Origin of the sequence: Mycoplasma phocoeninasale (assembly GCF_012934885.1) — a bacterium.
GTDB lineage: Bacteria > Bacillota_I > Bacilli_A > Mycoplasmatales > Metamycoplasmataceae > Metamycoplasma > Metamycoplasma phocoeninasale.
The window spans coordinates 675,461-699,469 of record NZ_CP051480.1 but is presented as its reverse complement, the minus strand read 5'-3'; the positions used below and the strand labels follow the sequence as shown (position 1 = coordinate 699,469).

Here is a 24,009-nt window from a genome sequence, read left to right as displayed (position 1 = left end):
AGGAGAAATAAATATGAAAAAAACATTTTTACATTTAATTATTCCACTAATGGTGCTAACACCCTTAGTAGTGGTGAGTTGTGAAAAAAATAATTTTAATCAAGAAAAAAGAACATTCATAGACCATGTTAACTATGCTAATGATTATAATTACTTAGCTACTTACCAAGCGAATTCTGCTTCTGATAACATTCAAAAAATTAACTTGATGTCTGAATCAAAACTGCTAAGAATAAAAACCAAACAACAACCACAAATTGATTTTAGAGATAGCATTGTTATTAAACCAACTGAGCTTAATTATCAATTTGAGTATGCTAAATCAATAAAAATTAGTAGTAATAATGAAATTAAAACATTTTCGAATGACTTAACTGATGAAGTATCATATGAATCAGAAGATCAACCAAAACCGAATATTTTTTATCCTAAAAAAGATAAAGGAAACGGCTTTAATTTACCATACTTATTCATTCCTTCATCCGATAAAAATTCAATTAATCATCCAGATTTTTTTAAGGCATTAGCTAATAGTAAAGGTTTTAGCATAACAGTTGATAGCAACCAAGGATTTTGAATAGATTACAAGGGCAATTTCGAAAATAAAACCTTCCTTAGTGCAAACGATTTTAAGCTAAATATTCTTAAAACTGCCTTACTAGACAAAAATTTCAGAAACCAATGACTAACTGATCATAACTTAGAACTTAGTGAAGATGAAAAATCATTAATTAGTGAAAATGAAAATTTATTTAGCAATGATTTTATTTCATATTTAAATTCATATCATATTGATCTTAATAGATTACTTGATTTTGAATCTGATAGTTTGAATTTTTTCACAATTAATAATGAACAGAGAGATTTAAGTGATTTCTTTAAAAATATTTTTCTATACACAAATTTTGTTGATGGCCTACCGTATGAATACATTGTAAAAAAATATGGCAATATAAAACAGCAAATAAGCTGATTATTTGACTATGCTTCAAATTACAAAAATAGACTATATTCGTCATATTATTTTATTTCCTCAAACGCCAATAATGAAATAAACTTAATTAGAAATAAAAACTATCGTCCAGATAAAAATGACTTGGAAAAAATTACTATTAAATATAACTCTATACCCATATCAACTTCAACTTTTGGAACACAAATGTATAATGCTTTTTCACAAAACATTGTATCGTCTCTTAATTTTAATGCACTAGATGTTAACCAAAAGCAAGAAATATTAACGAAATATGCCGAATATAACATTGGTTATAGCCGACAAGTAAAGAAATATCAACCGCACAATAAGATTATCAATAATTTACTCCCAATTGCTAAAGATCACTATTTTAACAGCACTTTTAGCGAACTTTATTATGGCGTCAAATTAAATGAACTAACTGAAGATCTAAATGTTAGAAAAATTAATAGCTCTGAAAGTTATATTTTTAGAACACTAATCAACAATTTAATTAATCAGTATGGATTTAGTGAAAAAAATGATGATATATGGTTAAGTCAAGCACCAGAAGATATTAATATCTTAGCATCGAGTCAAGGATTAAATTATAACTTCTTACGTGATGCCTTAGTTAATATTTCAAAGCCATATATTGCCACTGAAAAACAAGGTAATCAAATTAATACAATTGCTAACAATTATCAATTTAAAAATAAAGATTACGCCAATGCAGTTGATAATCATAATATTTCAAAAAAATTGAAACCACACAATTTCGAAATAATTAAAAAATACTTAAACCAAATTATTGAAGACTACTATCAAAAAAATCCAAATGCTAAAAATATCGAATTTGACATTCCAATTAAGGCTTTTGCTATCAATGCTAGCATTAGAAATATAGTTGCTAAAATCAACTCAATATTTAACCAAATAAACCAACATTTAAAGCCAAAAATAGTATTGATTGAAAATTTTGATCAATATGAAGAGTATTTTCTAAAAAATAAATCAATTTATAAAGAAAATGATTTCAAACTACTTAAAGCCAATACTCAAGAATTCATTATTACAGAAATACTATCTTTAAATTCTAATATTTTTATGTTCATAAACAATCTTGATAACTATCAATTTACTGACGCAAATATTTTTAAAGAGATGAAAAAATATTTAGAGTTTTTAAAGACTCACAAACTAAATTTTGATCATGGTAGTATCAAAGAGTTTAATGATTGATTTAAAGCTCATAAACAGCAAATACAGCGAGAAACTACCACTTATCTAGAAAAACTAAAACTAGAAGATAATATTAACTTTATTAATGAAATTAATAATACGATATCTTATGTCTTATCATTTGAAAATCAAATAGCCAATGAAACCTTTGATAAAATTATTTACCAAAAATTTATTCAAAAGCCAATTGCTTTTGATGGTTTGGACTACTTTCAAGATATATTAATAGAATCAAATAATTAGAAAGGAATATAATTTAAATATGAAAAAGAAGAGTATTTATGGGGTCTTAGGAATCATTCCAATTGCAGTAATTCCTGTTGTTGCTTTATCATGCGAAAGTCCTTTTAAAAGAGAACCAAAGCGTAGACTTTTAAATTCAAGTCAGTTAGCCAGTATAAGACAAGGAATCGACTTTTCCCTAACTAAAGAGGGAAGAAAAATGAATGATTCACAATTGATGGATATTATAAATGATCTAAACAAAAAATTTAATGGAGATGGCAACAGAATTCAACATGAGCCTGAATTTAGAAAATATTTTTCTGCTAAAGTACCAGATATTTCTAAAATTACTTTAAGTCACCGAATTGACATTAGATTTAAGGTAAATAATATAACTCGTAGCGTAGAAATGCGATATGACGTAATTTGTTTTGATTTTACAGGACTAGATGAAATAAAAGATGAATTTGTTGGACTAGAAAGAGGTTAAAATTATATGAAATTAAGTAAAAAAATGACGTTGATTAGTATGGCTGCTGCTGCGGCAGCCATTGTCCCGATTGTTATTTTAACTGCTTTGTCAGATGTTAAGAAAGATTATACTGTTAAACTATCATCATCTGCTCCATGTCCATGTGGTAATCTAGCACATCATTTCGTGGCAGAAACTGTTAGTTTAATGTCAACAACTAAGCTAGAAAATATTTATGATAATACCTCCCTAAAGCTAACGGAAGAGGGCAAAAAAGCCAATATTAATGACCTAAAGGTTATTTTACAAAAATTAATCACTAAATATTCCACTAATCAAGACCACAGCAATTTAATTAATGATAAAATATTTATGAAATACTTTTTAGTAAAGATACCAAAACAGAGTGACTTTACTAATCATTATTTCGAGTTTAAAATCAAGGTTTCAGATGACAAAAATTCTAAGCATCCGATATACTTAGAATACAAGATTAGATCACTAAATATTGTTAATAAGAGTCACCCGATTGAAGATATTAGACAAATATATTTATAAATTTAAGGAGGCAAAATTATGAAAAAAAGAAAAATATTTTTATCGTTTTTGCCAATAGTAGCAGCAGTACCGTTAATAGCGGTATCATGTAAAAATACTACTAGTGATAGTACTAATAATGAAAAGAAGCCGGTTAATCCGCGCCAATTAAATCTAAACCAAGAAGTAAAAGGGTTTTTGAGTGCGTCACAATTGGAATATGTTAAAAACAGTTTTCAATTTAACACCACTAAAGAGGGAAGAAATCTTTCTGCCCCAGAAAGAAACAAAATTATTGGTTCACTAATTCAAAAATATAAGAGTTACGATTCTAATAAAAGAGGCCCTCATGAACGTGCTCTATCTTACAAGCAAATCATGAATGACCCAGAATTTAAAAAATATTTTGAAGTTAAAATGGGTAGAGAAAATATCTGGGGACATCCTGTAAAAATCTACTTTGAAACCTCAGATATTACCAATGTTCCATGCATAAGTTTTTCTGTCTATTGTCCAAGTAGAAATTTAGCACTAGAAACAACTGACACGGTAAATCTAGAAATCACTTAGTATTTTTATAACTTAAATTAAAAAGCCAATTAATTATTGGCTTTTTTATTATCTTTTTTTTTGCTATTAATTAGTAACACATAAAGTCATTATCAGACCTATCCACTATTCTGGTCAGCTAATTATTCTTACATCCCCTTCATCATTATCTGAATTCTTTATCTCTTCAGTAACATTTAATTCTTCGAAGGCAACATAAGGGAATTTTTCCTGTAACGGTGTTCAAAAAATTCCGAGATCGACATTAGTATTTTCTTGTTTTGCCTTGATAAAGTCGCGATGAACTTTGATTGCTTCACCAATAATATCATATTCAATATTTTTTTTGACCTTGACAAATGCTTCATATTCTTTAGACAGTCTTTCATCAATTTGATTTTCATCATAATTTGGAAAATAACAGTGAATCATTTCATGTAATAGTGAATAAAATATATAAGCTTCAGAATGAAACATATCAGATAAAAAGATATATCTCTTTGATCCTTTTTTTAGAGTGATAGCATTTATTAAACTATTCTCAATAAATGGCATAGTTACCAAAACAATACCTTTGATTAAAAGCGCTTCTTTAATCATAGTAATTTTTTGTTCAAATGATAAGTTTATGTTAACCATAATTTTCAAAATCTTTCTAAAAATGGTCTGAAACATTAACTTTCTAAATGAACCAAAATTCTCAATTTTATTATTTGATGAAGCTAATAATTCACAAAATCTAATTCAAATTTTTGTATTTGGACTTTTGTAATGTGATTCATCTGCTAAAACATGTTCGCGCAAGTAATCATTATAATATGACAATTTTGATACTCCATAAAAACGCTTAATCATCATTAATTTAATGTGAGAAGGAGTTGATTCATATATGCTAATATTCGCAGCAATTGCTAGCTCAGGGTGATCAACTAAGAAATTGACACCAAATTCAGTTAATGTTTTTTCGATATTGTCTAGATTATATGCATTTTTAAAATTTGAGTAGACATGATAAACTTCTGTTAATGTTCCAGTTTCTAAACGAAAGACATATTCCAGTGCCTCTAGGACTGAAACGCTTACATCAATAACATTGTTTTGCAATATTGAATTAATATGTTTGATACTAAGACCCAACCTCAAAGCTAACTCTTTTTGAGAAATTGAATATTTGTTTAAATAATATTTAATTTCATCTGCAAAATCTTTACCGTGAGTTTTTATATGTTTCATATCACATACATGTTGTTCTGCCATTATTTGCTACCTCTTAACATAAGTAAAATAAAATATTAATGATTTTTAATACTACTGTCGACAATAGCATTAGGAAAAACATCTTTTAGTGTGTAAACTCTTTTGTCTTTTAGCTCATTATCATATAAATAAACAAGCCCATCAGGTTTTAGAAATTGCGCGATAACTTGCAAACAAGCTCCGCATGGAAATAAAACATGATTTAAATTACTGATTACATGAATTTCTTTAAATGAACCAACTTTAGCACCATTTGCAACAGAACCAAATAGTGCCGATCTTTCAGCGCATAGCCCGCTTGGAAAAGCGGCGTTTTCACAATTGACTCCATAATATTCTTGATTATCCTCAGTTACTGCTAAAGCAGCAACTTTTACATTTGAATATGGAGAATATGCGTATTTTAATTTATCTTTTAATATATCTATAGTTTTCATATTTATTATTATAACACAATTCGAAAAATGGCATAATTCGGGAAATTTCGACTTAGTTTATTTTCTTGTAAAAGTGTCAAGTAATTTTGCTTAACATTATGAAATATATGGTAAAATAAACTAGTCTTTAAATTGTTAAAAACTTTTAGAAAGGAAATATTATGGTTAAATTAAGACTAAAGAGAACTGGAAAAAAATTCTATGCGACATATAAAATTGTTGCTGCTGATGCGAGAAGTTCACGTGATGGAAAATTCATCGAAGAACTAGGATACTATGATCCTCATAAAAAAGACTTAAATCTAAAAAAAGAACTAATTACTAAATATCTATCAGAAGGTGCAAAACCAACTGAAACCGTTAGAACATTATTAAAACAAGATAATTTTTACGCTAATTATTTATCAAAAAAATAATTTAATTTGAATATGAAAATAAACATTTTAACTTTATTTCCCAAATACTTTGATGCATTTTTAAATGAAAGCATAATTGCTAAAGCAATAAAATTGGGACACATCGAAATTAATGTCATTGACTTTAGATTATTTTCAAAAGATAAACACCACAAAGTTGATGATACAGTTTATGGTGGTGGAGATGGAATGCTTTTGCAAGTTGAGCCAATTGATTTAGCATTAGCACAAAATCCAAAAGCGTATAAAATTCTATTAAGTCCACAGGGAAAAGTATTTAATCAGCAAAAGGCTCATGAATTAGCAAAATGCCAAGAGATCACCCTTGTTTGCGGAAGATATGAAGGCTTTGATGAGAGAGTGCTAAACTTTGTTGATGAAGAACTGTCAATTGGTGATTATGTTCTTACTGGCGGGGAAATCCCAGCAATGACTGTAGCAGAAGCCATTGCCCGCTTAGTTCCTGGTGTGCTTCGCAAATCAAGTTATGAAAATGAAAGCTTTGAGGGCGATGGTGGTCTACTTGACTATCCGCAGTATACTAAGCCAGCTATTTATAAGGGTTTTAAAGTGCCGGAAGTGCTTTTAAGTGGAAATCATGCTTTAATTAAAAAATGACGAGAAGAAAATGCTTATTTAAAAACTTTAAAAAATCGTAAAGATATTATAGAAAGGAAAAAACATGAGAGCTAAATTATTAGAATTAGTGGAAAAAGATCAAATCAGAAACGACCTTCCTCAAATTAGAGAAGGTTATAATGTTAGAGTTCACGTTAGAATTAGAGAAGGCAATAAAGAAAGAATTCAAGTATTTGAAGGTTTGGTTATTGCTGCTTATGGTGAAGGTATTAATAAATCAATTAGAGTAAGAAAAGACTCATACGGAATTGGTGTTGAAAGAATCTTCAAAATTAACTCACCACTTGTTTCAAATATCGAAGTAATTCGTAGAAACAAAGTTAGAAGAGCTAAATTATACTACATGAGAGATCTTAAAGGCAAGAGTGCTAGACTTAAAGAAATTAAAAAAACCAAATAATAATGGTAAGTTCAATCAGCATCATGCTGATTTTTATTTGCAACCTTACGACAGTATTCCTTATCTTAAATGATTTAATTCCTTATTGAATTGTCAAATAAAACAAAGGTGTTAAAAATCAAAATAAGAAAAAATAAGATAAAAAAACAAGCTATCTTAGCTTGTGATTATGAGATAAAAGTTATTATTTTGTATTGGTGTTAACTAATTATTTATCTAAATTATTTTTTAAAATAATAAACTCTTTTTTTCCTTTTTTAAGCAATGCATATTTTTTATTATATTTTTTAAAGATAATAATTTCATTTTCATCTTCAATGACTTTACCATCAATTTCAAATGATTTTTTGGCAATGAATTCTCTAATTTCGCGATTAGAAGATGATATTCCCGAAAATTTAATAAAATCGATGAATTTTTCTTGGTTAGATGGAACTTCATAAACTTTTAAAAAGCCTAACAGCATTTCAATATCAGTCATCCCCAGATCGGCATTTTTTGAAAATAAGGCTTCACTAATTTGGATACAGTGCTTAGCAATTTCTTCTGAGTGAATATCTTTAACAACTTCATAGGCTAAAGATTTTTGGGCAATTCTTTGTTTTCTATCAAAATTATGTTGTGTCATTATGTTATCAATTTCACTAATTTCTAAAAAAGTTAGTCATTTCAAATATTCTTCGATTTTATTGTCTCCCTGATTTAGCAGAAATTGATAGATTGCATATGGTGAAGTCATATTCTTATCTAATCAAAGTGAACCACCGCCAGTACTTTTTCCAAATTTAATGCCATTTTCATCAACTAAAAGATTAGTGGTAATCGCAAGGGCATTGGCATTTTCGCCGTGAATCTTTCTAATTATTTCAAGACCAGTAGTAATATTTCCCCATTGGTCTGAACCACCTAACTGAATCTTGACATTATTTTGTTCAAATAGAGTTTTAAAATCTCACCCCTGAATTAATTGGTAACTAAATTCAGTGAAGCTCAAGCCAGATGCCAGTCTTGTAGCAATACTTTCTTTTTCTAATAAGTAATTAACATTGATCAATTTACCAATTTTAGTTAAAAAATCAACTAATGTTCAATTGCGATAAAAATCATAATTATCAATAACTTTTAAACCAAATGATTCAAGTTGTTTCTTAACCGCAGCCTTATTTTCTTCTAAAACCTTACTATCAAGAAATTCACGCTCGCTATTTCTAAAACTAGGGTCACCAATCATTCCGGTAATACCACCAATTATTGCAATGGGGTTGAAATTATATTTTTTAAATCTAAGTAGCGAAACTATTTGAATGTAGTTACCTAAATGTAAACTTTTAGCGGTTGGATCAAAGCCACTGTACACAGCAGAATTTTTAGGCAATTTATAGAATTTTTCCTCACTTGAAATATTATTAAAAATCTTGCGGTTTTTTAGGTCAATTAATATATCTTTTTCCATTGTTTTCCTTCGGTTTATTAATTGGATTCATTATTTGAATAAATAAAATACATAACATATTATAATATATTTATTTAATATTAAACAAGATATTAAAGGAGAGAAGAAATAAAATGAAAATTAAGATAATACTAGATTCATCAGCCGGACTTTCTAAAGAAGCGGCAAATGATTTCGGATGAGAATTACTGCCAATTCAAAGTGAAATTGACAAAAAAATTTATCAAAATGGTGTTGACATGAATGTTGACAAATTTGAGGAAATTTGAAATGCTAATAAAAAAGTTGAAGCATTAACCTATGCTACTCCTCCAGGAATTTCAGAGAGCATTGTTAATAAATACCTAGATGATTATGACAAAATAATTATCTATGGCATATCAACTGAGCTTTCATCACAAGTTGCTAACTTAACACAACTATTTCAGAACAATGATAAGGTTTTTGTTGTTCAATCAAAAAAAATTTCATATTTAATTGTTAGGGACTTATTATTGTTTGAAGAAAGTCTTAAAAATGGTGATAGTTTTGAAAAAGCGATTGAAATATTTAGTCAACCACATGAACGTTTACTAGTTATTCCAAAATATAATGATGCCTTAGTTAAGGGAGGAAGACTTTCTAAAACGGCGGCAGCAATTGCTAAATTGCTAAAAATTGTTCCAATTATTAAACTGGAAAATGGAATTTTAGAAAAGGATAGTATTGGAAGAGTATTTTTAAAATCAATTGAAAAACAAATTAAAGATATCTATGACAAAGTTGATAAAAATGATTCTGAAATTCATTTAATATTTATTCACTCAAACAGCAATGACCTAGACTACTTAGTACCAAAGGCACAGGAGATCACTGAAAATAAATTTAAGATAATGACCGTAAAAACTTCAACTGATATTGCAATCCATGCCGGAATTGGAGCCATCTGTCTTACTTTTGCCAAAATTAAAAAATCAATTCAAGATAAGTTTCATAAAATAGGAAAATTATATTAAAAAAATCTGTTAGTTTTTAAACTAACTTTTTTATTAAATTTTTTGTAAAAAAAATAATTTTTTTATATAATAATAAGGCAACAAAATTAAGCCGTTTTAGCTCAGTTGGCAGAGCAACTGACTTGTAATCAGTAGGTCGTAGGTTCAAGTCCTATAAACGGCACCATAAATGCGCGAGTGGTGAAATTGGCAGACACGTTAGTTTTAGGCACTAATGCTTTACGGCGTGAGGGTTCAAGTCCCTCCTCGCGTACCATATCAGGACACTGTAAGAAAAACAAGATCACAATTTGTTGATCTTGTTTTTTGTATTTACAATGCTTTTGAAAGTTCAATGAAATCTTCCGCTTTAATGGCAGCTGTTCCAACTAGAAAACCAGAAAGATTTTCAATTTCTTTAATTTCTAGGATATTTGCTTGACATACTGATCCACCATATAATATAGGAATATTCTTATTCGTTAAACTATGAATTAAATTAACAATTTTTTGAATATGCTCTTTTTCCGGAATAACACCGTTACCAATACAGTATACGGGTTCATATGAAATTAATAGTTTATCAAAAATGTTAACGTTTTTTAAAGCTGCTGCTAATTGATTTTTTATTACTTCTTCAGTTCTACCGCTGCTAAATTCTTCGTGATTTTCGCCAATACATAAAATTGCTTTTAAATTAGTTTTTTCCACTAGTGCTAGCTTTTGATTAATTAGTTCATTATTTTCATTAAATCAAAGACGACGCTCGCTGTGACCGATTATAACAAAATCAAGCCCAAGCTCTTCAGCACTCCTAATTGAAACTTCACCAGTTAGTGCCCCTTGAATTTTATGACCAATATTTTGTGATCCTAACCAAAAAGATCTTTTTTTACATTTATTCGACAAAGAAATTGCGTCATATGAAAACGCCATTCCTAACTGAACATTGCCATTAACCTCTGATTGCTGATATGCATTTTCAATTTTTTTGATGTAGTTTTCGCTTTCTGAGTATGTCAGGTTCATTTTTAAATTTGCTATTAAGTATTTCATCTTATCACCTCGTTTGCAAACAATTTTACCATCTAATTCTTAAAATGAAGAATGGAATTAAGATTAAAAACGCAAATATTGAAATTGCAATTAGTAAATAAAAGCATAAATTATTTGTCTCATTGAATTGACGATTTTTAGCTTTATTATTAAGTTCCATGTCATATTCACGACGTTCGCGATTTAGTATTTTATCTCGCTCTGCTTGTGTCATTGAATTAGTGTATTTACTCTTAGCACGACTGTTGATTATTCTACTACGGTTAAGATCAATTAATGGACGAAATAGGCCACGTCCTAAACCTTTTCTAACTAGAATAATTAAAGTATTAATTGCTAAGCAAATTCCAAAAGAAACGGTAATGGCCGTTTGCCAATCTTTTTGGTTCTCGCCCTTATAGGCAAACCGAACGATTAGTACTAGTGATAAATAAAAAATAATTGATATAGAAAAATAACTTATAGTTGCTGCTGTTCAGCCATTTTTTCAGTATGATTTGAATTTATTTCGAGATGTCAATTGTGTTTTCATTGTTAATTATTTATATTTTATATGAAATATCAATTTTTATAAATAAGAATATAAATTAATACAAAAATGCACGAATATGTGCATTCTTTAGTTGATATTTTTGTCGATTTAACGATTATGCTTTTGTGAATCTTTAATCCATTCACTAGCTTGGTCTTTTGTTCCGTAAATATAGTGATCATCTTCAACTTTAAATATTTCAGGAATATTCGGAAATTGTTGTGCATCCAAATAATCTAAAGCAAAAGAAACATTTTCAAATTTTTCATTAGCATTAGAAATTTTTGGAATTGCTTTAAATAGATTAATAGTATATGGGTGGACTGGGTTAGCATAAATTGATTCAGTCTTACCTTTTTCAACAATTTTACCAAGGTGCATAATTTCAACTTTATCGGCAATATATTCAATCATACTTAAGTCGTGGGCGATAAATATTAATCCAATATTTTTCTTTAAACATAACTCTTTTAGTAGATTAACAACTTGCGCTTGAATAGAAATATCAAGTGATGCAATAGGTTCATCAGCGACAATTACTTTTGGCTCAGTGATTAGAGCTCTAGCAATAACAATTCTTTGTAGCTGTCCACCACTAAATTCATGTGGGTAACGATAGGCAAATTGTTTTAATAAGCCAACGTCTTCTAGTGATTTATAAATAATAATTTTACTCAATAATTCCGAAACAAGGATTTTGGCAATCGGGAATGAGAAAACACTATTAAAGAAATTATATCTTTCTGTTCATTTAGAATTTTTATTATTTGCTTGAAGATTTTCTTCAACTCATTTTAGATCAATTCCTAATAAAACATAAATACTTTTAATGTCACGTTTTAAATATGTTTTTTCAATATCAAATGATTTTAAAGTGTCCTCTTTTAAAGAAATATCAGATTCATACATTTTTAGTGATAATGATAGTTCTTTTTCATGTTTTCTAATTGCATTGTTAGCACGCTTGATAGCTTGCGCATTCTTTTTGATATCTTCTTTTGTAGCTGAAAGTGAAGTAATTTTTGCTTTTTCAGCATCAATTTTTTCTTTCGCCATTAAGTTGACATATTTAAAAAACTCTTCTTTGAAAAATTCATATTTTTTATTACAAAAAGTTTGTTTTTCAACAAGATCCTTATAAATTTCGGTTTGTTTATTAATTTTTTCGTATAAATCTTTGATTCGATCTTTATAGGAAACTAGCATTTTCAAACGCGCAGATTCATATTTTTCTTCAATTGTTTTTGTCTTTTCAAAGAATTTTTCTAAGTCGTCTTTACTGTTTTTTGGTAATTCTTTAACTAACATGCTTTTCTTAACTTCTTTGATTTTATCATGCTTTTTGTTAAATAATTTATCTCAATTTGATTTCTCTGATATCGACATCTTTTTGTATTTATCAAAGCCAAACTTAAAGTTATTATCTAGTAAATTATGAATGGTTTGTTTTAAGTTTTTTGAGAATTTCAAATCTTGTAGGTGACTTGAGTAGAAATCTTTGCTGTATTCATTTAATTTTGTAGAAATTTCACGAATTTCTTCAAAACGTAGGTATGGGCATAATGATTTGATATGTTTTAAAATTTTTGCTTTTTTCAAGAAGAGTAGTTCATTTTTTAGATTATATGAATAAAATTCTAAATCAGTTGACATCAATCTAGCGATGTTAATTAAACTAGCTTCATTTTTATTTTCATTAATAAAGTTTATGAAAGTATTTGTATTTTCATTTCTCAATTCTTTTAGCGATTGCTTTAATTCTTTTATTTCATTATTTAATTTTTTAAGCTCTTCTCTAGCCTTAATTTCTTTAACTGATACCTTGCTTAACATTATTTCCTTACGAATAAGTTCTTTAGCACGAGTATAGTCAAGTTCTACTTTTTCTAGTTCATCATTACGATATCTTCTTTGCATTTCGTAGTAGTAATCAATTAATTGCGAGCTATTTGAATACATCTGGTTAATAATAAGACTCTCAACGTTTTGACGTTCTTCTAAGTAACCGAAAAACAGGGTGAAATTGTCTTCTTTGCTTAAGTCAGTATCAAATTTCATTTCTTGAAACTCTTTAACTCATTTGTTAAATAATGGTTTTGCCAAACTATTGATTTCAATTAGGTTTTGAAGTTCAAGTTGCATTGCTTGAATTTGAAATGAATATTTAAAGGCTTTTTTAACTTGCAGTCAATCTTTAAAAATATCCTTAATTTTAGTTTTTAAAATTCCATTAACAACTAGTGGTTCTTTTAAAATTGTATAAATGTTTTGTTGACCATTTAATGATGCATGTGGATCTTGAAAGATCATCTGCACATTTTTACGTAAAAACTTATTAAGTTGATAACTAATTTTTTTACCTGAAATGATTTTGTCATTTAGACGAACAAAACCATTATAATCATCATAAAGTCTTAAAATAGTTCGACCTACTGTTGTTTTTCCTGAACCTGATTCACCAATTAAACCAATTATTTCACCTTCATGTAAATCAAAAGAAACGCCATCAACAGCTTTATTTATCGAGCCTTGACTAATAAAATATTTTTTTAGATTATCAATTGATAATATAACTTTTTTATTCTCTTTTATTCTATCCATTGTTAAATGCCTTCTTAAATAATTCTAAACGTTTGGTTAATTCCTTTGATAAGGTGATTTTTGGTGCTTCAGGACTTAGAAGTCATGTCGCTGCTGAGTGAGTTTTAGTGATTTCGATTAGTGGTGGTTCTTTTAGAAAATCAATTTCTAAAGCATATTCATTTCTTGGAGCAAATGGATCTCCGAGTGGTAAATTCGCCATATCCGGCGGTGTTCCCTTGATATTATAAAGTTTTTCATCTTTTGATTCCGGAATAGCACTAATTAACGCTCATGTATATGGGTGAGCAGGATTGGTGAATATTTCTTCCTTCAGTCCTTTTTCAACAATTCTGCCGGCATACATAACATAGATGTAATCACAGAATTTAGCAATAACTGAAATGTTATGGCTAATTAGAATAATTGATATCCCCATTTTTTGTCTAATATCTTCAAAAAGTGCTAGAACACTGGCTTGAACAGTTGGATCAAGAGCAGTTGTAGGTTCATCAGCAATAATTAGATCTGGTTTTAAAGCGACAACCATGGTGATAACAATTCTTTGTTTCATCCCCCCTGATAGAGTATGTGGATATGATAGAAAGATTTTTTCTGCTTCCCTTAGTCCAAAAGTTTTAAGCAATTTAATTAAATATTCTTTTTTCTCAGTGTAAAGTTTATTTTTTCATTCTTTGTTATTATTCAAGGCGTCAAGTAGTTGTGCTCCGACTTTTCTTGTTGGATTTAGGCTTGTTAGTGGATCTTGAGGAATATAGCCAATTTTTTGGCCACGAACATATTCTCATAATTTAGGTTTTTTAATATTGGTTAATTCATACTCATCAATTTGAATTTTATCGGAGCTAATAATACCATTTTCATTAACATTAATTAATGTTTTTGAAGTCACTGATTTACCGGATCCTGATTCACCTACTAATCCAACAATTTGACCACGATAAACATCTAAGTCAATACCACGAACAATGTGAATACTTTTCTTACGTCCTTGTAAAAAACTAACGTGTAGATTTCTCACTTCAAGAATTTTGTTATCTGGCATTTTTGGTGCTTTAATTGCTGCTAGTGCAAGCTCTTTTTTTTGAAATTTATTTTTAAAGAAGGTTTTAATTTTATCTATTAATGGATGATTTTTTTTAGATTTCATATTATTTCCTTCCTTTTCTAATTACTTTAGGGTCAAGAGCATCATGAATTCCTAGAGCAATAAAGTTAAGTGATAGTGATAAAAGTAAAAGTATGATTGTAGGTAGTGCTGTTATTCAAAGGTTAGCCCCTGATTCAGCAGAAGCTTCGATTAGCATTTGACCTAAGTTGATATCACCATCTTCTTTAAAGAACCCTAAGAATGCTAGCGAAGCAATTCATAGAATTACACTTGGGACAGATTTAACTAATGAGTTGGCGATTTTTCCGACAATGGCTGGTAGTGAATGTACAAAGATTTGACGACCGGTTGAAGCACCAATGGCTTTAGCAGCAGTGATGTACTCTTCATCCTTAACGGTAATTACAAATAATCTTGTAATTCCAACAAATCCTGGTCATCCAACGATTGTTAAGGCTAAGATTAATGCTCATTCTTTTGCTCCAATTATAGAAACAAATAACAAGATTCAAATTAGTGTTGGTGGTGAAGTAAATATTCCGATTATACGCATAACAATTGTGTCAATTAATTTTCCGGCATGGAAACCAAGAAATGCTCCAATTGATATACCGATAATTCCTTCTAATAAGACTACGATTAAGGCAATTTTTACTGCTCTTCAAGTTGCATATCATGATGTTGTTCAAATATCATAGCCAGTTGAAGATGTGCCTAATAGAACTTTTGAGTAGATTGCTGTTTGTTTAGCAAATTCTGCTTGAATATCAGCGTCTGTTAAAACTGTTCCAGCATTTCTAGCATCATTAATAAATTGGTTGATGTGAGCGGCTATAACTAATGAATAGGCATTGTAGTTAATTTTTATGCTTGTTGTTCCGTCAATTAATTCATATTTAAATGAGGAAAGAAAGAAGTTAAGCCACTGTTTATACTGTGGGTCGACTTTGGCCTGCTCAGATATATTTTGATATAACCTAAATATATCGTCGTTTGTTGAGTCTAGAACCAGTTCAACATTTGGTTGATAGTATGGAGGTAGTGATCTAACATAATCAGATCCAGTAATTTTGTCCCTCGCAACAAATGACGATGAAGCAGGAATAATTAATGAGATTAAAATTATTGTTATAAAAACAAATAATGAAATTAATACAACAGGGTTTCTAAAAAATCTTTTTAGAATTTCAACAATCAATTTTTTAGGCTTTCCTGCAATTGAAGAAGTCTGAAGCTTATCTTTATCAGCAACAAAATTAAATTTGGATGCTAAAGTAGTATTAATTTTATATTTTTTGTTAAACGTTTTGATTAACTGTTCATCCATAATTTATTTGACTCCTTCCTTGTTATTTGAGCTTGTAAGTTGTTTTACTGCCTCTAATTTATATAAATCTTTGGCCAGTTTTCTTCTTTCTAAATAAGCTTTAAAGAATAAGTAATAATTCTTTCTGCTTTTTGAAGCATATTTAATCTTTGGATCTAATAATACAAATGAGATATCAACAATAATTTCAGCAATTAATGAGATAAAAGTGAAGAATAATGTTGAGAACATAACAACAAATATTTCACCACTTGGGAACGCACTAACAATAACACTTGATGTTCCTGGAACTTGTCAGTATTTTTCAATAATAATTGAACCTGATAGTAATCCAACAAATGATCCAAATGTTAATGAAAATAGTGGAATTGAGATATTTCTTAAAACGTATTTGAAGAAGATTTGTGTTGAGTTAAGCCCCTTAGTTTTAGCAATTAAAACATAGTTTGAGGTTAAAACTGAGATAACTTGGTTTCTCGTGTATGTCACATATGCTGCTAGTGATGAAAGCGACATTACAATAATTGGTGGTAGATATGCTAAGAAAACAACTCCAAATGGTTGATCGCCTAGTCGTGGTACTACTGCTGAAATTCCAAGTCTAATTGATATAGTTATGGCAATTGGAGCAATAATAAATGAAGGTACTGCGATAAAAACTAAAACAAATAGGTTTGAAACGTTATCAAATCATTTTCCTCGTTTGTATCCCGCAAATACTCCAATAGTGATTCCTAAAATTGTGCTAATAATAAAGGTTGGGAAAGTAATTAATAGTGTATATCTTAATGGTGTAAAGAATAGTTGACTCATAGTACGGTAGTTTGATGGATCTGGGTTGTTAGCTGAATCAATTACGAATCCAAAGTCACCTTTAGTGAAAATCTTTCCAATGTACATAAAGTATCTGACAAAAATTGGAATTTTTTCTCCGGCTGTACCATCACTATTTAAATATCTAATTCCATTCTCGACCTCGAGCATTCTGAGAATCTCAGCAAATGACTTTCCTGAACCTGAATGTTTATTGAATTCTTTTTCTGCCAACTGTTGCACTGGATTCGGGCCAAATGCGGCGATTAGTATGAAGACAAAGAAAGAAATAATAAATAATGTTAGAATAGCAAATAGTATTCTCTGTCTAATGTATCTGAACATAGTTTAATTACCTTTCTTAATTTTTCATTCTTGGAATTGATATGATGAAGATCCTGTAATATTTGGAACAATATATTGACTATTAATTAACTGTTTTCCATATGTATCTCGACCCTTTGTAATTGAGAAAGTAAAGTCAAATGGTACAAAGGTTGCAATTTCTTGCATTAATTCTGTCAATTCAGCATTTGTTTTACTACGGTTAAATTGTAATCAGAATATTGATGATCATGTATATGGTTCAGTAAGTGGTTTATTGTCTTTAGAGGTTATATGTTTTGGTTTACCATCTATTAATACAGCCTCGTATTTCTTATTTGCAGGATTTAGTTTAAATTCATATTCAGAGATGGCAGAAGTGAATTCTTGTCCTACTCATTTTGTATCAATTTTATCTAAATCTAAAAATGGAATCGAGAAATTTGTTGGATTTTCTTTTTCGTGTTTAATCAAACTCTCAACTAACTCATGTATTCTTGGGAATGATTCTTTAAATTTTTCGTTGTTATCGTTATGTATTTTAATTAATGTTGGAATTAGCGATGCTGATCATGAAAGCCCATCATATGAGCTTCCAATTCCATTGTAATCATTTGTTCATGACACAATTTGCGAGCCGTTTACACCACTAAATCTTCACTTGTTAAATTCGGGGTTGGTTGCGTTTGTAAAGTATTTTACTTTTACTTCAATTCTTGGGTTTAGTTGTTTTGCAACTTCCATAACTTCATTTCAACCCTTTAAAAAAGTGTCGGGAACATTGGTGAATGGAAAGAAGTAATATATTTCGAATTTTTGATTTGCAAATGATGGATTATCTATATCAAATTTATCAATTAATCTCTTCATTTCCTCTTGAAGTTTTAAAAATCCTGCTGATTTTAATTTATCAATTGTATTTGCTTTATTTTTAATAGCTTCTTGGTTTTTTGAAGGCAGTAGCATTTTTCCTAAATCACTTCCGAAATCAATTTTATTTCCATCGACGTCTATTGCTGATAAGGCATTAATTTGGTCGGCTACATCTTCGGTTACTTTAATTTTTGCCGTACTTTGGTCACTGCCATTAATATTCGAGCCATCAGGCACTTTAGCGACTCATGACTGTGATTGACCTGAAGTAATAATTGAAGCATAGGTGTCTCAGTTAATTGCGCTATGTAGAATTGTTCTAAAACTCAATCCTGTGCCAGATATGAATGTTGTAGGATCTATGTCACCTTTGTTAATTTCATCGACAGTCTTACCTCACATTATTTTGGCATAAGCATCGTTAAATCCATAATTATTTAAACCCGAGTTAACAAACGGTGTAGTAACCATTCTATAGAATGGCGACTTATCGTTTTTTCTTCTAATTTGTCTTAGTCCAAACTTTTTAGCATTTCTGGCTATAGTACTTTTTTGTGTTGCCGAAAGTGTTGAATAAGCGATTTCCGTTACTGTGCCTTGACTATATTTATTAAATGATGTATCTGAGAATAATTTTGCTTCAATAGGTGATGATTGATATGAATAAACTAATTCATCAATTGTGTCATCAGCTCCAACTCATTCAGTATCTCAATAATTTTGATTTTTCTTCATTACCTGGCGTGAGTTTTTAGCTTCACTAATGTAATATGGACCAGCATATAGTGTTGATTCTTGTGAAACACCATATCAATATGCGCCTGTAAAATATGCAACTTTACTATGATCTAGTTTTTCAATATCATTTCGAAAATCAGCTTCATCACTTGGCGAAATTTTTTCTCCAATATAAGTTGTAATCAACTGTGATTTAGTCTCATTTGATTCATCAATAAATTGTGAAGGAGCTGGCATAAATGTATAGTCACCATCAATGATCAATTTGTCAAAAAAGCTAGAAAATTGTGATTCAGTGTTACTCATACCTTCAAAAGTAATTGATTCTTCACCTTGATATTTATCGGCTTTGTCTGAAATTTTTTGAACAAATTTATCTTTTTCAAAAAAGTTATCAACTTCGATACCAAATAAACGGTATAAATAATCATTGTTATATGACTCAGTTGGTGTGAACACCGGAGTATTTGGTTGTGCTAGTAAATCTCTAAACTTTTTATCAAGCGCATCAGATCCCCCACCTAAGTTTTTATTGTTTCGATATGTGGCATTTAGTGAATATGTTCTTAGTCATGAATATCAGTAATCTTTTGGAACAACCCGATATTTTGTTTTTTCACCTTTGCTATTTACTCAACTCAAATTATCTTTTAAAACTATTTGGAATTTTTTTGCTTTTTTTAGTGTCTCATCAAATTTGATGCTGTTAACCGATCTTTCATCATTAGATGTCAACTTAATTGTTGAATCTCGATAATATGGTTTGTTTTGCGGAGATATTGAATCTGGTTGGGGATTAGAATCATAATTATCATTGTCAAAAACACTAACTTCACCGTTTGCGTCAGTCAAGATTATTGCCTTTGCTAATTCTAGATGATACCTTGCAAAAACAGGTTTTTTAGTAAATACCATTACTCTTGCTTCATCGATTAATTCGGTGAATAATTCCGCTTCATTTAGAGGTTGTAATCTAATTAGTTCTCCTCCAGTGTACTGTCATGTTCCAGAACTAGAATATGACCCGAATGTTCTAGATGCATCAAATCCAAATGCACTGTTTGTTAGGGGAGAGTTATATTCGAAAACATACTGTTTATTTAGGGATACTGGTTTAACACATGATGCCGCCACTAGGGCAACTGATGCCGCAGCAAATGCGGACGAACCAAATAATCAGAGTTTTAATTTTCTTTTCATTTTAATTTAGCTCCTTGCTAGTATTTTTTTAACTTTTGCAAAATGTATAAAATAATTATAGATTAATTATTTAGTTACTAACCTACTAATTAACCTTAAAATACAACATTTTGTAATTTTATTTTCTTATCGGGATTATTTTCTTCAATAAATTGTGTTTGAATATTTTAAAAACTTAAATAACTTTATATTCCTTATTTTAAAAAGGCAATAATAATATAAGTATATATGGTGTGGTGTATTATATACGTGAAATGATTACATTATTAACTCCTTTAAAGATATTATCAATACAGAACTTGTTAATTGCCATAATATCCTTATCATTGAAGTCAATAATTTCGATAGCAAAAAAGTCAGCGTTTGCTGAGTTGAACATCTTATTTAGGTTTTGTTGGTTTCTTAATAAATAGTTCATTGGCTTTTTTCCTTTATAGTAAATATTGTACACAAATTTTATTTTTATGCACACAAAAAAATATATTTTTAAAAATTATTTTAATTTTTGCTCTTTTATATTATATTATGATATACTTTTAGTAATTCATCTACATGTTTAGGTGGATTAACGTAGTTAATGTCTTATAAGAGCTTAATAGGCTTACTTCACTGAATAATTGTAAATGGGATCTGCGGAGCCCATTTTCGTTTTATTTTATGGTAAAATTATTATCATGAATAAAGAAATTAGTAAAATCATTTTAAACGAAAATAAAGATAATATTAAATGAGATATTTATTTTATGGCTTTAGCAAAATTAAGTGCACTAAGATCAAAAGATCCAACAACAAAAGTTGGAGCATGTATTGTTAGTCCTGATAAATATGTTATTTCACTTGGATATAATGGAATGCCAACAAGTTATGAAAATAAAGAAGTTGACAATGATGAGTTATTTACATGAGAGCGACCAAGTAGCAGTGGAGACATTCTTAACTCAAAATACACCTATGTTGTTCATGCTGAAACTAATGCAATTATCAACGCTAATCTAACTAGTTCAAAAATTATTCCTGGATCAAGTATTTTTGTAACCCATTCGCCTTGCTATAACTGTGCAAAATTAATTGTACAATCAAAAATTTCTAATGTTTATTATGCAATAGCTTATAAAGAGGATTCAGAAGATTTTCAAGCATCAGAGAAAATATTCAAAGCTTACAATATTAACTTTTCTAAAATTAGCGATGATTTTGATATTGAATTTGTATTAAAAAAACAACTCTAGCAATAAGGTTGTTTTTTTGTATATTAGATTTTGAATTACTTGTTAATTTTATACACATAAAATGTCTTACAATAACTTAGTTATACACTTAAGTTGATTAGTTTAATCGATTATTTACTTTTATTTTTCTTAATTTTTCTTACTATTAAAAATGATGCTAACCCAACAACTGATAGTGCCGCTAAAATAGCTCCAAGAATAATATATATTAGGCGAGTATTAAATGGGATCATATAGTTTTTTGATCCAATGTGATCTCTTTTTTCGATATCATGATTTTTGTCTGTTTTGCTGTCAGAACTTTCAGATTTTTCAGAGCTACTATCAGCCTTTTGGCTGCTAGTATTTTCAGTGCTTGGTTTTTTACCTTGACCACTACTTTCATCTTGCATGTCATTTACATTGCTATCATTACCCGGATTTTTGATTTGCTCTTTACTTTTGTCAAAAGTGCTGTCTTCACTATCACTATTAGCATTTTGGCCATTATTGCTATTTTCATTAGTGTTTGGTTTCGAACTAGCATTGCTATCATTACCCGGATTTTTGATTTGCTCTTTACTTTTGTCAAAAGTGCTGTCTTCACTATCACTATTAGCATTTTGGCCATTATTGCTATTTTCATTGGTGTTTGGTTTCGAGTCGATATTAGTAGTACTATCATCGTGGGTTTTTTTGTCTTTAATTTGTGGATTAATGTGAATTTCTTTGCCAGCAGAATTCGATGTATCTTCAGCTTCTGTTCATTGAATATTAACATTTTCATGATTTTCTACGCGGAATGATGATCTTCTATAAAAATTAACATCTAAACCAACATATGTTAAAGTATCTCCAAATAATTTTCAATTTTTTGATATTTTTGGCGATAAATTTTTAAATTTTATTGTGTTACCATCAATTGAATACTCTAAATCATTACTTAGCGGAGGGCGTAAGGAAACTTTTATTAGAAAATATAAATCTTTTGTTCCTTTATATTTATTTTTTCCTGATATTATCACATGATAGTATCCAATAATGTTATCATCCGATACTGTTTTTATACTATTATCAAAAAATACTTCTGTTGTTTTTGTAAAATCCTGTTCTTCAACTAGCTGATTAGTATTTGATGAATCAAATAATTTAATATTATTTTGGAAATTTTTATACTCTTGTGATTGATAGCTGAGAATTTTAAGTGGTTCAACATTAGTATCTAGATACTTAATGTCATTGTTTGTTTGTTTGTTGGGATTATAAATACTCTGAGTAAATGCTTTAATACGTGCCACACCACGATTGTTAAATCATGGATTTACTCATTTATCACCTTCTTTTACAAAAGTAAGATCGTTAGTTGAATGTTCTTCTGAAGATAGAATCACACCAGCATCAGGGTCATCTGATTTTTGCTCAACAACAACACTAAAGACAGTATTTGCCTCAAGTTTAATTTTGTCTTTCAGATCAATTGTTCGTGACCCTGGATTTTCAAATTGTTGTTTTTGAGTTGCCACTAGTTCACCATCTGTTGGATTAAAATTAGCTCGATTAGCAATATCCTTTGAATGATTTTTATATATTTTTATGGTAATTTCACTATTTTTTCCTTTAAAAGAAACATTAACTGCTCGCAAAAATTCATCATTTTTATCATTGTCTTTTAAAACAGGGAAACTTGCCGCAGCAGTTTTGTTCTTTGAATAAATATCAATATTGAAACCATCATAGTAGTAGTTATTATCATATTGGCTCTCAGTTCTAGTTGTATAATCTAGTGCTCTTATTTCACTTATATCAGAATCATATGATAAATGGAAAAATCCATTATCATGCGCTTTTGTTCCTCATGAATTTTTAGCAATCCAAGCTCCAGTTTTTTTACCTTCTTTATCAACAGCGCTATCATCCCAACCAATAAGGTTAACAGCATGCAGTATTTTTTGACCTGGTTCTTTTGTATTATAGTATTTCACAGTAGAATCGGGTGTCATATTTAAAGTAACGACAACAGAACCATATTTATATATCGCTTTTTTGACATCATTAACATTATTATCCACATGAATAATATCTTTGAGAATGTAATTTGAGTATGAATATTTTTCAAATTTCTCATCCTCAACATTTCTTCGGCCATTTTTATCTAGAAGCGAATTTCATTGTAGAAGTGAATAGCTAACTGCCTTAGGGGAATCGCCTTCGTTTCAATCAATATAATCAGAAGTTATATCATTTGCTGTCAATCTCAGCGGATCAGCTTCTGCTTTTCTAATTTTACTATTATGAATCAAGTTATATTCTCATAGATCGAGGGTCTTGCTATTTTTATAAAAACCATGCTTTAGAATATTGCCTTCAACAGCTGAAACAACGGCAAAACCTCAACATGTTCTATTTTTTTGATATTCCGGATCTGTTACAAAACCATAATCTCGCATATCAAATTTCACTAACTTTAGGATTTTATCATCACCCAAATCGATTTGATAAACATTATCATTTTCCTTAACTCTCTTTTCAATCGCTTGCTTAATTACATAGTCAGCTGGCTTATCAACAAACATATTTCACCTCCTTAAATATTTTGTATAATTATATCATTATAATTAATGTCATTATTTTTATAAGAAAACCAATTAAATTTAATGATGTTTTTTTATC

General features: G+C 29.2%; 21 protein-coding genes and 2 tRNA genes. 11 read left to right on the top strand and 12 right to left on the bottom strand.

Annotation, left to right across the window (positions count from 1 at the left end; translation table 4 throughout):
- The first annotated feature begins 13 nt into the window (after positions 1 to 13).
- From HGG64_RS02820 to HGG64_RS02805, 4 genes are read left to right on the top strand one after another with little or no spacing between them, the layout of a single operon-like run.
- Positions 14 to 2,440, top strand: a complete 2,427-nt coding sequence (locus HGG64_RS02820; protein ID WP_169580438.1) for an OppA family ABC transporter substrate-binding lipoprotein — start codon at positions 14 to 16, stop codon at positions 2,438 to 2,440.
- A 19-nt stretch (positions 2,441 to 2,459) separates the two neighbouring features.
- Complete coding sequence (locus tag HGG64_RS02815) at positions 2,460 to 2,912, top strand: hypothetical protein (protein WP_169580437.1); 453 nt, start codon at positions 2,460 to 2,462, stop codon at positions 2,910 to 2,912.
- A 6-nt stretch (positions 2,913 to 2,918) separates the two neighbouring features.
- A complete protein-coding gene (locus tag HGG64_RS02810) occupies positions 2,919 to 3,452 on the top strand; it encodes a hypothetical protein (RefSeq protein WP_169580436.1) in 534 nt (177 codons plus the stop codon).
- Positions 3,453 to 3,470: 18 nt separating this feature from the next.
- Positions 3,471 to 4,001 (top strand): variable surface lipoprotein, encoded by a 531-nt coding sequence (locus HGG64_RS02805; RefSeq protein ID WP_169580435.1) that lies wholly within the window; start codon positions 3,471 to 3,473, stop codon positions 3,999 to 4,001.
- Between the two features lie 105 nt (positions 4,002 to 4,106).
- Here the strand turns inward: HGG64_RS02805 and HGG64_RS02800 are convergent, their stop codons facing one another.
- Positions 4,107 to 5,237, bottom strand: a complete 1,131-nt coding sequence (locus HGG64_RS02800; protein WP_169580434.1) for a helix-turn-helix domain-containing protein — start codon at positions 5,235 to 5,237, stop codon at positions 4,107 to 4,109.
- A 35-nt stretch (positions 5,238 to 5,272) separates the two neighbouring features.
- The gene (locus tag HGG64_RS02795; RefSeq protein ID WP_169580433.1) at positions 5,273 to 5,674 is read right to left on the bottom strand and encodes a cytidine deaminase; all 402 of its coding nucleotides are present in this window, start codon (positions 5,672 to 5,674) and stop codon (positions 5,273 to 5,275) included.
- Between the two features lie 161 nt (positions 5,675 to 5,835).
- Between HGG64_RS02795 and rpsP the strand changes: the two genes are divergently transcribed.
- The 3 genes from rpsP to rplS are packed head-to-tail and all read left to right on the top strand — an operon-like array spanning position 5,836 to position 7,129.
- Entirely contained in the window at positions 5,836 to 6,090 is a 255-nt protein-coding gene (gene rpsP / locus HGG64_RS02790) for a 30S ribosomal protein S16 (protein WP_169580432.1), read from the top strand.
- A 12-nt stretch (positions 6,091 to 6,102) separates the two neighbouring features.
- On the top strand, positions 6,103 to 6,783 hold the full coding sequence (gene trmD / locus HGG64_RS02785) for a tRNA (guanosine(37)-N1)-methyltransferase TrmD (protein WP_169580431.1): 681 nt from the start codon (positions 6,103 to 6,105) through the stop codon (positions 6,781 to 6,783).
- A complete protein-coding gene (gene rplS / locus HGG64_RS02780) occupies positions 6,773 to 7,129 on the top strand; it encodes a 50S ribosomal protein L19 (protein ID WP_114190769.1) in 357 nt (118 codons plus the stop codon). The genes trmD and rplS overlap by 11 nt, the downstream gene beginning before the upstream one ends.
- 208 nt (positions 7,130 to 7,337) lie before the next feature.
- Here rplS and tyrS read toward each other — a convergent pair whose 3' ends face one another.
- Entirely contained in the window at positions 7,338 to 8,582 is a 1,245-nt protein-coding gene (gene tyrS / locus HGG64_RS02775; RefSeq protein ID WP_169580430.1) for a tyrosine--tRNA ligase, read from the bottom strand.
- A 113-nt stretch (positions 8,583 to 8,695) separates the two neighbouring features.
- Between tyrS and HGG64_RS02770 the strand changes: the two genes are divergently transcribed.
- The 3 genes from HGG64_RS02770 (at position 8,696) to HGG64_RS02760 (ending at position 9,833) form a co-directional block, all read left to right on the top strand.
- Complete coding sequence (locus tag HGG64_RS02770; protein ID WP_169580429.1) at positions 8,696 to 9,577, top strand: DegV family protein; 882 nt, start codon at positions 8,696 to 8,698, stop codon at positions 9,575 to 9,577.
- 90 nt (positions 9,578 to 9,667) lie between these two features.
- Positions 9,668 to 9,743: transfer RNA gene (locus HGG64_RS02765), tRNA-Thr, on the top strand.
- Between the two features lie 5 nt (positions 9,744 to 9,748).
- Positions 9,749 to 9,833, top strand: a tRNA-Leu gene (locus HGG64_RS02760).
- Positions 9,834 to 9,889: 56 nt separating this feature from the next.
- On the opposite strand, the gene HGG64_RS02755 is transcribed toward HGG64_RS02760, so the two are convergent.
- The 8 genes from HGG64_RS02755 to HGG64_RS02720 form a co-directional block, all read right to left on the bottom strand.
- The gene (locus HGG64_RS02755; protein WP_169580428.1) at positions 9,890 to 10,612 is read right to left on the bottom strand and encodes a triose-phosphate isomerase; all 723 of its coding nucleotides are present in this window, start codon (positions 10,610 to 10,612) and stop codon (positions 9,890 to 9,892) included.
- Positions 10,613 to 10,637: 25 nt separating this feature from the next.
- A complete protein-coding gene (locus tag HGG64_RS02750) occupies positions 10,638 to 11,144 on the bottom strand; it encodes a hypothetical protein (RefSeq protein WP_169580427.1) in 507 nt (168 codons plus the stop codon).
- Positions 11,145 to 11,252: 108 nt separating this feature from the next.
- Positions 11,253 to 13,745 carry an ATP-binding cassette domain-containing protein gene (locus HGG64_RS02745; protein ID WP_169580426.1) on the bottom strand — a complete coding sequence of 831 codons (2,493 nt, stop codon included), beginning with the start codon at positions 13,743 to 13,745 and terminating at the stop codon, positions 11,253 to 11,255.
- The gene (locus HGG64_RS02740) at positions 13,738 to 14,895 is read right to left on the bottom strand and encodes an oligopeptide/dipeptide ABC transporter ATP-binding protein (protein WP_205518375.1); all 1,158 of its coding nucleotides are present in this window, start codon (positions 14,893 to 14,895) and stop codon (positions 13,738 to 13,740) included. The genes HGG64_RS02745 and HGG64_RS02740 overlap by 8 nt, the downstream gene beginning before the upstream one ends.
- Before the next feature lies 1 nt (position 14,896).
- Complete coding sequence (locus HGG64_RS02735; protein ID WP_169580425.1) at positions 14,897 to 16,183, bottom strand: ABC transporter permease; 1,287 nt, start codon at positions 16,181 to 16,183, stop codon at positions 14,897 to 14,899.
- Positions 16,184 to 16,186: 3 nt separating this feature from the next.
- On the bottom strand, positions 16,187 to 17,341 hold the full coding sequence (locus HGG64_RS02730) for an ABC transporter permease (protein WP_169580424.1): 1,155 nt from the start codon (positions 17,339 to 17,341) through the stop codon (positions 16,187 to 16,189).
- A gap of 3 nt (positions 17,342 to 17,344) precedes the next feature.
- Positions 17,345 to 20,131, bottom strand: a complete 2,787-nt coding sequence (locus HGG64_RS02725; RefSeq protein WP_169580423.1) for an OppA family ABC transporter substrate-binding lipoprotein — start codon at positions 20,129 to 20,131, stop codon at positions 17,345 to 17,347.
- 241 nt (positions 20,132 to 20,372) lie between these two features.
- The gene (locus HGG64_RS02720) at positions 20,373 to 20,549 is read right to left on the bottom strand and encodes a hypothetical protein (RefSeq protein ID WP_169580422.1); all 177 of its coding nucleotides are present in this window, start codon (positions 20,547 to 20,549) and stop codon (positions 20,373 to 20,375) included.
- A 256-nt stretch (positions 20,550 to 20,805) separates the two neighbouring features.
- Here HGG64_RS02720 and HGG64_RS02715 point away from each other — a divergent pair, with 256 nt between their 5' ends.
- Positions 20,806 to 21,360 carry a deoxycytidylate deaminase gene (locus tag HGG64_RS02715; protein ID WP_240939125.1) on the top strand — a complete coding sequence of 185 codons (555 nt, stop codon included), beginning with the start codon at positions 20,806 to 20,808 and terminating at the stop codon, positions 21,358 to 21,360.
- Between the two features lie 110 nt (positions 21,361 to 21,470).
- Here the strand turns inward: HGG64_RS02715 and HGG64_RS02710 are convergent, their stop codons facing one another.
- Complete coding sequence (locus HGG64_RS02710) at positions 21,471 to 23,912, bottom strand: C1 family peptidase (RefSeq protein ID WP_169580421.1); 2,442 nt, start codon at positions 23,910 to 23,912, stop codon at positions 21,471 to 21,473.
- Positions 23,913 to 24,009: the final 97 nt, after the last annotated feature.